The 13,100-nt window shown below is 37.8% G+C and carries 10 protein-coding genes; 5 read left to right on the top strand and 5 right to left on the bottom strand.

The genetic code is table 11. The features are described from left to right. Positions 1-26 precede the first annotated feature (26 nt). On the top strand, positions 27-1,016 hold the full coding sequence (locus tag A1QO_RS12665) for an OmpA family protein (RefSeq protein WP_017037888.1): 990 nt from the start codon (positions 27-29) through the stop codon (positions 1,014-1,016). Between the two features lie 161 nt (positions 1,017-1,177). On the opposite strand, the gene A1QO_RS12660 is transcribed toward A1QO_RS12665, so the two are convergent. Next, positions 1,178-1,588, bottom strand: coding sequence for a helix-turn-helix domain-containing protein (locus tag A1QO_RS12660; RefSeq protein WP_017035971.1), 411 nt, complete (start codon positions 1,586-1,588; stop codon positions 1,178-1,180). A gap of 816 nt (positions 1,589-2,404) precedes the next feature. Here A1QO_RS12660 and A1QO_RS12650 point away from each other — a divergent pair. Both A1QO_RS12650 and A1QO_RS12645 read left to right on the top strand, forming a co-directional pair. Beyond that, a complete protein-coding gene (locus A1QO_RS12650; protein WP_017041043.1) occupies positions 2,405-3,259 on the top strand; it encodes a helix-turn-helix transcriptional regulator in 855 nt (284 codons plus the stop codon). Next, positions 3,256-4,476 (top strand): EAL domain-containing response regulator, encoded by a 1,221-nt coding sequence (locus tag A1QO_RS12645; RefSeq protein WP_017041042.1) that lies wholly within the window; start codon positions 3,256-3,258, stop codon positions 4,474-4,476. The genes A1QO_RS12650 and A1QO_RS12645 overlap by 4 nt, the downstream gene beginning before the upstream one ends. A 222-nt stretch (positions 4,477-4,698) precedes the next feature. Here the strand turns inward: A1QO_RS12645 and A1QO_RS12640 are convergent, their stop codons facing one another. The 3 genes from A1QO_RS12640 to A1QO_RS12630 form a co-directional block, all read right to left on the bottom strand. Continuing rightward, positions 4,699-7,341 carry an Ig-like domain-containing protein gene (locus A1QO_RS12640; protein WP_017041041.1) on the bottom strand — a complete coding sequence of 881 codons (2,643 nt, stop codon included), beginning with the start codon at positions 7,339-7,341 and terminating at the stop codon, positions 4,699-4,701. A 228-nt stretch (positions 7,342-7,569) separates the two neighbouring features. After that, positions 7,570-8,706, bottom strand: coding sequence for a hypothetical protein (locus A1QO_RS12635; protein WP_017041040.1), 1,137 nt, complete (start codon positions 8,704-8,706; stop codon positions 7,570-7,572). Positions 8,707-8,891: 185 nt separating this feature from the next. After that, complete coding sequence (locus A1QO_RS12630) at positions 8,892-10,181, bottom strand: hypothetical protein (protein ID WP_017041039.1); 1,290 nt, start codon at positions 10,179-10,181, stop codon at positions 8,892-8,894. Between the two features lie 482 nt (positions 10,182-10,663). Between A1QO_RS12630 and A1QO_RS12625 the strand changes: the two genes are divergently transcribed. Then, the gene (locus A1QO_RS12625; RefSeq protein WP_017041038.1) at positions 10,664-11,344 is read left to right on the top strand and encodes an efflux RND transporter periplasmic adaptor subunit; all 681 of its coding nucleotides are present in this window, start codon (positions 10,664-10,666) and stop codon (positions 11,342-11,344) included. Positions 11,345-11,488: 144 nt separating this feature from the next. On the opposite strand, the gene A1QO_RS12620 is transcribed toward A1QO_RS12625, so the two are convergent. Beyond that, positions 11,489-12,454 (bottom strand): integron integrase, encoded by a 966-nt coding sequence (locus tag A1QO_RS12620; protein ID WP_083249896.1) that lies wholly within the window; start codon positions 12,452-12,454, stop codon positions 11,489-11,491. 236 nt (positions 12,455-12,690) lie between these two features. Here A1QO_RS12620 and A1QO_RS12615 point away from each other — a divergent pair, with 236 nt between their 5' ends. Next, positions 12,691-13,077 (top strand): tautomerase family protein, encoded by a 387-nt coding sequence (locus A1QO_RS12615; RefSeq protein WP_017041037.1) that lies wholly within the window; start codon positions 12,691-12,693, stop codon positions 13,075-13,077. Positions 13,078-13,100 lie beyond the last annotated feature (23 nt).

Genomic DNA, 13,100 nt, shown 5'->3' with positions numbered 1-13,100 from the left:
AAAGCGGTATAAAGGAAGAATGAAACATGAAAAATAGGATAGTCGCCATAGTGATAACAAGTACATTCTTGAGCGTATCAAGTAGTGCCTTATCTAACACCTACATCGGTGCTAAAGCGGGTAAATCATGGTTGAACCAAACATGCTTATCAATATCAAACTGCAACGATGAAGATAAAGCTTTCGGTATGATCATAGGTTATGACGTGTGGGAAACGCTTTCAATTGAAGTTGGGTATGATGAGCTAGGGAAGTTATCGACATCCGATCTACCTCAACAGAGAATGGTGGCGTACACAGTGGCACCGAAATTGAACCTCGCTATTTCTGACTTGTTTTTTTTATACACGAAATTAGGAGTGGGGATTGTTCACTATGGTAAAGAAGACGATTATTCTTATCTAGGGGCGGCAGGATTAGAAGTCCTTTCAAACGACAATATCTCGGTTCGAATAGAATACCAACATTTAAGTCATATTAATCATGATGCCTTTGTTCCGTCAGGAAATTCTTTAACCCTCGGACTAGTGTATAACTTTGGCGGGAAACATGAAGCTTCACAATATATTTCTGTACAGCATAAACCAAGTAAAACTATTGATAAGGCTTCTGAGCCAATCATACCGACGCGTCGTATTATTACTAAGGAAACGTTCAAAACATACAGTTTGAACGCAAATAACTTTAAATCTGATAGCGCAATATTAACCGAAGAAATCAAACATAGTCTTGTTGAAATATCTAATATTCTAAATTCATACAAACAAGCCAAGGTGAGATTAGTCGGGCATACAGACTCAACAGGATCACAACGGTATAATCAGTTAATTTCTGAACAACGCGCGGATTCAGTCGCTAATGAGTTAATAGCACTGGGTGTTGATGTAAACCAGATCTTGATCATAGGATCAGGTGAAAATAACCCCGTGGCGACCAACGCAACACAGATTGGACGTTCGTCAAACCGTCGTGTGGAAGTGACTATTCTTGAGTTTGATTACCAAACTAAAAACTAAGTCATAGCTACGCTAGAATTTAGAACTGTTTACCTCATTAACTTCTTATTTGTTTGCTATTTAGAGGCATCTACTCAGAGGTATGGACAACGTAGGATTCGACTCATCCTACACAAGGCTTCTTTGTAAAGCATGATTTTATTTGAAGCAAACTAAAATGGTTAAATGGTCAACAAACTAACGACACTGGGGTTAATTTCTTTGGCGGAAGTACCTAAAAATAGGTTGGTTTCAATATTTACTTTCTTGTAATCACTATGAATATTTAAACTGTAACCAAGCCGATAGATTGTATGGATTTCCCAAAAATCGCCTAATTCATAGAGTTTGTTTCTCAATGTCATTATTGACATGTTAAGCGAGTTGTCGCATACCACTGTATTAGGCCAGCCAGCAAGTTTAAGTTGTTGCTTTGTCATGTGTTGACCCATGTTAGCAAACAAAGTTGATAACAGTAGATACTCACTTTGGTTAAGTTGAGCTTCTATTGACGTCGTATACTTGGCACTCTGGTTAAGATGGCCGCTGTACACATTGATCTTAAGCGTCCCATGATTCAATTCCACTATCATAAGTATGTCCCATTAAAGTATTAAATAATCATCAATATTTTAATGGAACATCAGTCTTTATCTAGAGCACTTTATATCTTTACTGCTTTATTTTGCTTATGTCACTTCCACAGTAGGTATTGTTACTAGATAGTACCGAATAAACAGATCATCAGAGATTGAATGAAACGAACATCTTGATGTTTTTTGGCTCCGATTGAACTGCCTTTTTTACAAATTCACTAGGGCATTTATTTTTTAGTGTAACGAAATCTATCTGATTGGAAAGGGGGGCCTCAGCACAACTTAAGGTTGGGACCTTACCCACCCAGCGAAGACTGACACTGCCCGCTACTGAACTAAACGATAAAAATAATATCGCCCCGGTCATTATTGTAATGTAATGCATAGCAATATTCCTTTTGCAAATGTATATAAAAAGCCTAGTGCCACCATAGGCATTATGCAAAATAAATAATGGTAAAATAATTTATTCATATATCTGGTCTACAATCTCACTTCTGAAGAGTATGCGATGGTAAAAAACAGTGCTAATTAACACTCTAATGGTAATAAGCTCGTTATCCCTCACTTACCTTGTCAAGAATAGTACTATTGATGACTATAAACACAGTGTTTCATTAATCAAATTAGAGAGTGAAAATAGGTTTTTTTAATCTGATCTAGCTCTGTCAATGGATGTGGTCGAATTAGATATAATTAAATTTATTCATATAGGCACTAATAAATTAAGTTATTTTTATATGCCAATGTGTAAAGTCGACAAGTGGAGATAATAGAATTATATAAAAATTGATAAATAGAGGTAGGTTTAAAATGTTCGCAGAAACGCTTCGATTATTTAGAACTAAAAACGGAATATCTCAAACTCAATTTGTTGATTTGGTTCAAAAAAGTAGCCAGAATTTTTATAGTTTAGATGTCGTCACTCTTAGCCGGTGGGAAAGGGGGGTTACAACCCCTCATCTGAAGAGAATGAACGAACTACTCGAATTACTAGGCATAAACATATTTGATTTTTGGTGCAATAACAGTGATGGCAATGAGCTGAAAGCCCTTTATAGCAAGTTAAACACTAATGCATATACGGATGAAAATACTATTTTTAATCCTGATGTCGTGTTAATAACCGCAAGCAACTCTGGGGTTATAGGTAGTTATTTACACTTAATAGATGTCATTTTCAACTATGAAAATAATGCGATTCTAGTCTCGATGCAGGATAACGGAAAAACGAGAAGATCCGTGATTGAAAAGATAATAAATCAATATTCAGGTGAGCTAATGTTTGTTCTAGTTAATGGGCAAATAATAGGGCACCTATTGAGCTCCAACAGTAGACTAATTTTAGATTACACTGGTGAGGATATTGATGGTAATGAGAAAGTGGATTTAATAGTTTCATGTAATAGCACACATTACTCATCGTTCATTCCAACTTTAGGACGATTCGTTTATAAGTATATTCAGAGTACCGATCCGAATAAGATTATTAAGATCCATGTGAATAATGTGAGAATGTTTAATATTCTATATTCTATTGGCTTGGAATATACTAGCGTTAATATAAAAGGGACTATTGTTAAAGTAATGGAGTTAAGTTCGAAGGAAATAAAGAAGAACCGAGCTTGGATGTCTATAATATCAAAGTATAGGATGTCAAAAAAATGAAAAAATCAATTTTGATTGTAGATGGTGTAGAAATTTCACGGGAAGTTATAAAAAAATCATTGTTTCGTTCGGTTAAAAATATAAAGGTTTGCCTTGCAACGAATGCTTACGATGCAATGTTGAAAATTAATGCAGGAGGATTTGACCTAGTTATCACCGATTTGATGATGCCTAACGGCGATGGTTTCGATTTAATTAGAATGATGGCTAATCATAGCGCTAAATCTAAATTGGTCATTATTTCTGGGTTAGATAATACGATTGTTCGCTCAGCTGGAATGCTCGCTGAACTGTATAGCTTGAATGTCGTTGCGTCGTTAGTAAAACCAGTTTGGCCAGATCAAATGGGAAAATTGGTAGCTAACTGTTTGACCGAAAATGAAGTATGTTCAGAAGGCAATAAAGAGATTGTATGTGACATTTTTAGGGAAGAGTTACCTATTCACCTGTTGTACCAACCACAAGTCATATCAAAAAACAATACTATTACTGGTTTTGAAGTGTTACCCCGATGGACAGACGGTAACTGTTCAACGCTTCCTCTTAGTAGTTTCTTGCCAGAAATCGATGAGATAGGAAAACAAAAACGGTTCTGTAGTATAATGATCGATCGGTTCAGAAGTGACTACGAACATTTTTTTTGTATGCGGGATAAATCGATTCGGTTTTCTATAAATATAGATCCATTTTTATTAATGGACGAAGACGTTGTTAATCATCTATTGAACTTCTATGAACAAGGTGATGTTGAACATACAATAGTATTGGAATTGAAAGAAAAATATATTAAAGATGGTTTTCAGAGTGAACTGGCTACTAGTATATTGAAACTAAGAACTGTAGGCTTTGAAATATCAATAGACGATTTTGGTTCGAACCTGTCCAATCTCGAAAATATTATCAGTCTACCTATTAATGAGATAAAAATTGATAGGAAACTAACTTGGAAATTCATTGGTAAAACAGATGGTTTGAAAATAGATAATGACGTAAAGGTCCTAGAGTCAGTAAACAACTTTCGAGTTGTATATGAGGGCGTTGACGATGAAAAGACCTCTTTAGCACTTCATGCTATCAATGTTAATGGCGACTGCATACAGCAAGGTTATCTTCACGGCGTACCTCTTATGCCCAGGGAAGCGGTAAAAAAAATAGAGGAAATTACTATTGCGGAAAAAGTTGTCAAAAGTGCAGATCTTTCCTGCATGGTTACATAATGAGAAATATTAAATAGGCAGTTTAGACTCCAGTTTGACCATTGCTAAGTTAAATAAGAATAAACGTACCTGTCAAACCCCTCCAAACTTTCGCTTATTGCTGAGGACTGTTATAGTTTTAATTCCTTTATTGAAAAACGGTGTTAGAGCAATAAACGAACGCTTTAACACCTATTGGATATTCAGTTAATGTCTGTACCTACTTGATAAAATTAAAATGCCTCAGTCAGAGACACAAGAGGCAAGATGGTCTGCGTCAGGGATATTGTAACTGATTATGTCTTCTTGGATATTAACGACATAGTAATTGTAACCAAACTCATCCAGTGTACTTGTCCAGGTATACAAGCCTACCGGCCATCCGAACTCTATGAATAAGTCTCCTTTTTCACTGGCGAATGTGAACAATTCATCTTTTGTTGGTCTACGCCAGCTCTCTCTCCCTGCAAAGTATATTGTTGCTAGATGCTGGCACCAACGATCGAGTTGTCCGCCACTTCCTGCTTGACCTTCGGCACTGTTATTCGGGGGCAAAACGTTAACACCGTCTTGTCGGAATTTGGCAAATTGCCCATTACTTGGGCCTAACTGAGAGTATTCTGTGTAATTGTAAATGGAAGCATAAGTTCTCCCCTCATTATCTTTGGTATTCTGCTTCTCATATTCCAACAAAGTTAGGGCTGCAAGACTTGGTGAGGATGTAAACCAAAGTCCATTATTAATGCTGATTACCTTCAAACAGGCTCCTTTGGCGTTTTCAGGATTCGTATCATTGAGTTGACCGCCACAGATTGGGACTAAAGGTGCTGTGAACGTAACATTACTTAGTGACTGTATGGGATTACCTTCTGTCGTTAAATAGGAGGACTTAACACTGAATGTCATGCCGGTGGACGGTGTTATATAACTAGGATCCCACTTGATTCTTAATCTTTGCTCTCCATTGGCATCCGTCTCGGTGTTTTCATTACTAATTATTGGAAGTACGGGGGCTGAAGTATCAGGGTGATTCTCTGGGGTTACAGTAAAATCGATTTGATAACCGACAACCGGGTTTACATTTTCATCGTTTAATCTTGCCGTTATCTGATTTCCTAGTTGGGAAGTGTAAAAGGCAAAATTTTGTGTTGCTTCGGATGTTAATTGCGCGGTTTTCTCATCTCCAATGAACTGAACCGTATGAGAAGTTTTGACGCCATTATAGCTCACGGTTAGTTGCACGTTTTCTGACTTAAGTGATGTTAAAATAAAAGAAGCGACGCCATCAGATCCCGTCAGAGCGCGATCACTAAACATCACATCGTTGCTATCAGACTCAGCATAAACATTGACACCTTCAGCTGGACTACCAGCTAATACAACTTTCACACTGACGACGGCTGTGTCGATTCCATTTGCAATTGCTTCGGTGTCAGATTGTGCCAGTACTTCAATCACGCCTTGTTTGACGCACGTTACATAAAATGCTGAATTATCCACCACATTAAGAATTGGGCCTGTTGGCATTTGATATGACAACACGGCATCATCTATCGGATTGTAAGCAAGATAAGGCGATTGAGTTGGCCAGTCATGATCGAGGCTCACATTGGTGTCTGCTCTCAATGCGTCGAGCTCTTTCGGTGTAGCTAGGTTGCCATCTAGGCTTGCGCAATAACGCAGGGCTGAGGATAGGGAATATTGCGCCATTTCGATAGCGGGTTCATAGCCACTATCAAGAGCAGTGCTCGTATAAGGTACGCTTGAACCTAGAGCATCCAATGCAGTAGGTGGGGGGGTAAAGTAATCAACTCCGAGGTGGATTCCATCCCATCGTGCCGACTGACTTGGGTCTATCACTTCAACTCGAAACAGCCCCATTTCATATGCGCCATTATGATCACTGACTGCAAAACTCACGTAGTAATACCCTGACCGATTGGCTTTAAAGGTGATGGCCTTGTTAGCCGTATTATCAGGATCCTTTGACGTAGCAATGGCATTGAATACATTAACGTAAACCAACTGGTAGTCATCGCCATCGTCTGAAGAGACAAACTGGCTAATATCGATATTGACGAGCTCATTTACGTTCACTCGTTCATCTAATGTACCATTATACTCGACGGTAAAACCTTGATTAGCATGATACCCAATCGCTATGTCTATGCTTCCCATGAGAACCAAATTGTTCGCTGGGTCCTCAAAAGAGTAAAGTATCCTGTCCACTCCTGTATAACCGAGAGCGGGCGTATAATCAAAAACCCTATCATCGATAAGATCTTGTTGAACGCTACCTGGTGTTGAGAAGGGTAAAGTGAGTTCGACCAAATCGTAGTTCTCACTCAGAACATAGCCCACGTTAAGCAGCGCCTCTTCAATATTGAATGCTATGGTTGTGTCTACTAATGTTGTGGTACTAAGAGGGGTTAATATTGTACCGTCTGGCTCTGCGCTGACCGCGACTCGACCTATCGCCGATGTGGATACTTCATTGGCATAGGTTGCTTTACTGTCTATTGAATGAGTTGCTTGAACGTAGTAACGATAGTCACATACTTTCGCCTCTGACGCTTGTACGATAAAACCCGATTTGGTGATGGATTGTATTTGGCAGTTATTAGTTTTGGATAAGACGTCGACTTCTGTGACTTGGAAACCAGCCCCTTGTTCGGTAAACACTTTACTCGATAAATCCACTTCATAGGTGTTATCTAACCCTGTCGACACAAAAAGATCTAAAGCCGTTATGCTGTAATCTTGTTTAGACTGCACAGTGCTATTCGATGTTTGACCAGGCTCTTTATCTCCACAACCAACTAGTGTAGCGGTTACCATGACCGCTATTATTGGATGGATATAATGTGTCGTATTAAAAATAACCATTATTTAATTCTCTGAATAGTAGTTAATGTTAATATCACCAAGGTACATGGAGTAATTAGTGAATATCAATTAATCTATTATTTACTTAGGGGTTAAATCAGTGTTAAACCCAATAATCTAACAAATAGAATAGTGTTAGGTAACTATACTAAGGGTCGGTAACTAAAACATACACATAAATAATCTCTACTGTGAAAGTAGAGATTATATTTAAAGTGAGGCTACTAATTATTCAATGTTGTTTATACATATAAAGAACCCATCATAGTAACTATTTGCTGCGTCTAAGACTGAACCTGTACCGGAAATAGTAACAATAACGCCTAGACCACCATTTATTTCAAATCTAGGGTCTTGAGCTTCATCATTTGTCCAATAGCCAGTCTTGCCAGGCCAAAAATCGTCAAAGTAATCAGATGTGGAAAAATCGATCAACTGAGCAGTCGTCAAAGGTGATGAGCCCTCAATAGTGCTGCAAAAATACTCTAAGTAATTACTGTCTGATTCTATACGAGGGGATGATACAAAGGTCGTTCCTAAGGTCGGCTCTTCTATAAGAGGAACTCTACCATCAAACAATGCATTGTATTGGTTTACGGTAGGTGGATAATAATATTTTGCGACTTCAGGAGGTGTGATCTTTTCTGAAATCAATCTCAAATCACAATCAGGTTCTACTATTGCGGTGTCTCCGGAGTCTACCAGAATCACAGTACATAGTTCTATAGTGGCAGAATCACCGAAGTTTATGTCTTGTTCTACTTCATATATAGCACCATCTTCATCGGCTTTTACGGTTTCAGGATCACTAAATGTTTCAAAATACAATAGAGTACCGTCTTCGTCATAAAAGCTTACTAGAGCAGCACCTATATTGGGAATATCAGTAGAGAAGTCTTCTTCTGATATATAGTTGATTTTGCTTTCCGATGTGAAGGGGGTTGTGTCTAAATAAATCAGTCCCTGGTTTGTTATTTTATTATCCACTTCCCAATAGTCGTTAAAATCAAATGGGGATGTTAAGCTTTTTAAATTTCTCTTATTATAGAAATATTCAGTCAAGTTTATTTCATTTGAGCAATAAATTCGATCTTTAGAACAAAGTGCAATTGTCTTGTTTTTATCCTTCTTATCTAATATGTAGGATATTCCATAATGCAATACTTCTGATGTGGTAACATCTATCCAGACATAACCATTAGCGTCACCATGCTTATTATAATACTGTATTCTATGGCCATCTTCAGTTGCTGATATATATGGTGTATTCTCTACTAAGGATATTGATATATCGGAGGCATGTGAATATGAAACAGTCGAAACTAACAAAGTGGTTAATAAAGGTGTAATTGATTTTCTAAACATTATAATATCCAGATTTTATTTATGGTTAACGTAACAAGTTATGTTCTATTTAATGGGGTTTATAGTCCAATATAATATATAAAATTAAGCAGAGTATATAAACGCTTGGGTTATGCTTATCAAAGCATTAATCCTATTAAGATTAATGCTTACCATCGCGCAGTTATCATCTATTGATTGAGAGTCTACTTAATCGCCTCAGCAACATAGGTAGTTGACCACTCACCATTTGCATCGTGACCTAGATTCCATTTGCAGATGCCAGAGTCATGTGGAAGATAGAAGTCATTTTTATCATCTTCAAAATGTTCATTTAAAGAGCGAGAATGCTCGCGAGTTTCTTGAAAGTCTATTTCCTTATTGGAAGCCCCATTTTTTATCTTTATTTTTCCTTTATGAGGCTCATTTAACCAAACATCATGCCCAGAATTGTTAGTAACGTAAGTCCACAGTTTCGCATGGGGAGAAAAAGGGTTTGGTGAAGCCCAACATTTTGTTTTAACTGTGATATTGACATAAGTTGGAGTGTCATTGTCATATATATACCCAGTAGCTTTGGGTGAACTTTCTAACTGGTCGGAAGAAAGAGTTATGGTGACACTTTCATTATTTTCTAGAATAGAGTCATCCACAACAGGTATTAGTAGGTTGTAGTTATTTGTGCCTTTCTTAAGCGTAACTTCAGGTTTAGGCGTGTAATCTGAGTTTTGTCTTGCGGAACCAGAGTAATTCAACGTTAAAATTAGGTCTTGATTCAAAGGCTCATCAACTTTAATTTCGAATGAAATAGGAACTCGTCCTTGTTCTAAACCGTCAGAGACCTTAGTGATACTTAATGATACTTGTTTATCAAAGATAACTTCATCACTGCATGCTTCTATGTAGGTAGGTTCTCCATATTTGTAACCGCCAATGGAGCAAGTTTTAATGCTTGTTGATGAATCAAGAATCGGCTTCCCAACTAAGAGTGAATTAGGATAATCAAAATCTATTTTATTATCAGTAACAAAGCCATCTTGGTCGATGTTCTCCATATATAGGAATGAAAACTCACCTTGAGTGATACTAAAATTGGAGTAAGACACGGGTGAAACACCAAAAGCTAAATCGTCGTAGTTTAAGAATACGACATCTAAGCTTGCTATATTATTGGAGATGGTATCTTTAGGGCTCTTTTGAGTCATATAATCATCTACAGATACGCATGATGGGGTATGATTATCTATACATAGCCTAATTTCGTCGCGATTATTCTCTATGATATAATAGGCTTTTTCTGAAATAACCTCATCATTTCCGTTGAGCCATTTAAGCGATCTGAAATTGCCATTTGAATCAAAGTTAGTAGCTAGATCTCCGTCTATTTTTCCGAATATAAAATTGCCTATATTTTCTATTTTTAGTTCGCTTGCACTAGAAAATGTAGCGACGAGTGAAAGCATGAATAATGAATATACATATTTATTAACCAGCATCAATATCACCTGTAAATATACAATAATTTTAATTCTAGAGGGGGTGCCACTAGAGAGGTATTGCTCTCTTGTCTTGAAAAATAAACATAAATATTTATTTATTGTGAGAGCGATTGTAGGTTACACGGATATTAAGACTCGGAGTTAATAAAAAGTTATCAATACTTATTATTGTTTTTAACGTGGTGCAGTGAGGGGCAATAAATTGAAGGAAGGTAACATTTCGGGTGCTCTATTAATAAGTTCATTATCTAAAGGAATCACGTTCGAATGAAAAGTTACCTTTGCTGCCGTGTGTGAACAGTTTGAACTATACGTTACACATTTCATAGCAACCCATTGTGGGACTTGTATCAATTAAACAAGGTAATAAATTCGACTTTTATCACAAATGATACATTCATCAGTAGTATTGATCAGAAGTATGACATTTACCTTTAGGAAAATGGGGGATGAGCTATATTTAAAGTTTCCCCCAAACGATGAGCGTCGCTCCATTAAGTTGTTTACTTGAACCAAGTTCAGAAGTGGAACTGAGCAGTGAAGTGCAAGGGGTGATTAAAGACATTCGAGTGCAAAGAGGGGATAAGGTTAAAGAAGGTGAGGTGGTGATGACGTTACGTTCTTCACTTGAAACCGCTGCAATGAATACTGTTCTTGCACGCCTAGAGTTTGCCAATCGAAAGGTTCAGCGTAATGCGGATCTTTTCAAAAAGAATTTGATCTCAGAAAACGAACAGGATGAGATGCTGACTGAGCAAAAATTGGCCGCCTATCAGCTCAAAGAAGCACGGGTTCGACTTGCGCTAAGAGAAACGCGAAGCCCCATTTCAGGGGTGGTTGTAGAACGAATAAAAGATCCAGGTGAGTTTGTTGATGAAACGCCCTTTCTTCGTTTAGTGACACTTAACCCTATTCATGCTGAAGTGATTTTACCCGCTGAACTTTATGGAACCGTTACAAAGAACGAATCCGTAAGTTTGGTTACATTAGGTTCACAGCAAGAGCATGTAGGAAAAGTGAAGATTATTGACCCGATCATTGATGCTGCCAGCAATACCTTTGCGATAACCATTGCACTGGATAATAAAAAGGGTGACCTTTCCGCTGGACTTCGATGCCAGGTACAGTTTTCGGAATCATTACATTCACAAGATAAGTAGCCCTATATGTGTTAGATGCTGTCCATATAAGGTTGTTGAACGCCTTGCTATTTTGGTGCTGTTAGTGGACAGTTATCGACAGCACTCTTGAGAAAGTGGAATATCTTCCCTGTAATGTCAGGTCTAACTTTATGTACTGGATGGCTACATTAGATTTGAGAGCGGGCTTTTTACTCCGCTTGCTCCTCTATCGATCACATGCGTGTAAATTTGCGTAGTTTTGACGTCTGTGTGCCCCAGTTGCTCTTGTACCGTTCTAATGTCTGCACCACTTTCTAAGAGATGGGTTGCGAAGGAGTGCCTTAACGTATGGCAAGAGACATTTTTACCGATTTTAGCCATTCTACTCGCATGCTTTACCGCTTTTTGCACGCTCGACTCGTTAATATGGTGGCGACGATAAGACTGAGAGTTAGGGTCCATCGACTGCCTTGCAGAAGGAAACAGATATTGCCAATTCAGCTCCTTATTTGCGTTAGGGTATTTCTTGGCCAGTGCGTCTGGAAGCCATACACCTGAAAAGTCATCTTGCTTTCGATCCTGCTGCCAAATTATTTTCACCTGCTTTTGTTGGTGCCGAATTGGCGGGATGAGCTCTTTGGCTAGCGTGACCACTCGGTTTTTATTCCCTTTACCTCGCCATATTCTGATCGCGCAATATTCAAAATCGATATCTTGGTACCTCAAACGTAAGCATTCCATAAGGCGCAGCCCAGAGCCATACATGAGTTGTACTGGCAATAAATGATGCGCGCTTACATGATTAAGAAGCGCACCCACTTCTTTCACCGTCAGGACGGTTGGTAATTTCTTACCTCTCGACGACTTTCGAAATCGCATATCTACTTCGATAGGTTCAGCGATAATGTGTTTGTATAAGAACACCAACGCATTTAATGCCTGACACTGAGATTGAGCCGCTAAATTTCTAGATATCACGAGATCGGATAGAAAATCTTCGACTTCTTTTACACCAAGATCTTTAGGGTGGGCTTTATGATGAAAATAAATGAATTGGCAAATCCAATAAAGATAAGCTTCAATCGTCTTTCTAGCGTAATGGCGAGCGCCCATGTATTCCTTTATATAAGTCAAAAATGGTGATTTCATACTAGTTCTTTGCACTGTGTTTTTATACATGTATTGACCATAGTGAACAAAAAGTAAGTTATGCGGAAAAATTCCGCTTTTTGTGATAGGTGATTAGTTTAATAATACCTAGTGCACTGATTTACATACCTAAATGATTTAATATGGTCCTATTCTAAAAAATAGAAGGCGGTAGCGTGAGAGCTAAACACGATTTCTTCCGTCTAAAAAGCGTTATACGTTTAAGGGTAATCCGCATGATTGTGATTTATGGCATTAAAGAAAATCTGAATCCAATAAAAGCAAAGTTATCTGATGTTATTCATGGGGCAATGCAAAGTGCTTTGGGAATGCCTGAAGATAAACGAATCCATCGATTTATTCCTATGGATAAATCAGACTTTTATTATCCTGGTGGTCGAACAGAGAATTATACTGTTATTGAAATTAATATGATGGAAGGTCGTCAAGTTGAAACTAAGAAGCTTCTGATAAAAACACTATTTGAAGACATTCAGCTTAAGCTAAATATTCTTCCTATAGATATTGAAATAACTATAAAGGAACAGCCTGCACATTGCTGGGGATTTCGTGGAATCACTGGCGACGAAGTTGCCGATTTACAATATAAAATAAACGTATAACAAGTTGCTTAAACGGAATAAAA

This window comes from Vibrio genomosp. F10 str. ZF-129, assembly GCF_000287055.2.
Classification (GTDB): Bacteria; Pseudomonadota; Gammaproteobacteria; order Enterobacterales; family Vibrionaceae; genus Vibrio.
Note: the sequence above shows the minus strand (reverse complement) of the source record. Positions and strands in the feature narration are given on the sequence as shown.

Bases quoted from the DNA above. Each gene is read 5' to 3' on its own strand.
- A1QO_RS12665 (WP_017037888.1), top strand. From the start codon at position 27: ATGAAAAATAGGATAGTCGCCATAGTGATAACAAGTACATTCTTGAGC.
- A1QO_RS12660 (WP_017035971.1), bottom strand. From the start codon at position 1,588: ATGATAGTGGAATTGAATCATGGGACGCTTAAGATCAATGTGTACAGC.
- A1QO_RS12650 (WP_017041043.1), top strand. From the start codon at position 2,405: ATGTTCGCAGAAACGCTTCGATTATTTAGAACTAAAAACGGAATATCT.
- A1QO_RS12645 (WP_017041042.1), top strand. From the start codon at position 3,256: ATGAAAAAATCAATTTTGATTGTAGATGGTGTAGAAATTTCACGGGAA.
- A1QO_RS12640 (WP_017041041.1), bottom strand. From the start codon at position 7,341: ATGGTTATTTTTAATACGACACATTATATCCATCCAATAATAGCGGTC.
- A1QO_RS12635 (WP_017041040.1), bottom strand. From the start codon at position 8,706: ATGTTTAGAAAATCAATTACACCTTTATTAACCACTTTGTTAGTTTCG.
- A1QO_RS12630 (WP_017041039.1), bottom strand. From the start codon at position 10,181: ATGCTGGTTAATAAATATGTATATTCATTATTCATGCTTTCACTCGTC.
- A1QO_RS12625 (WP_017041038.1), top strand. From the start codon at position 10,664: ATGAGCGTCGCTCCATTAAGTTGTTTACTTGAACCAAGTTCAGAAGTG.
- A1QO_RS12620 (WP_083249896.1), bottom strand. From the start codon at position 12,454: ATGAAATCACCATTTTTGACTTATATAAAGGAATACATGGGCGCTCGC.
- A1QO_RS12615 (WP_017041037.1), top strand. From the start codon at position 12,691: ATGATTGTGATTTATGGCATTAAAGAAAATCTGAATCCAATAAAAGCA.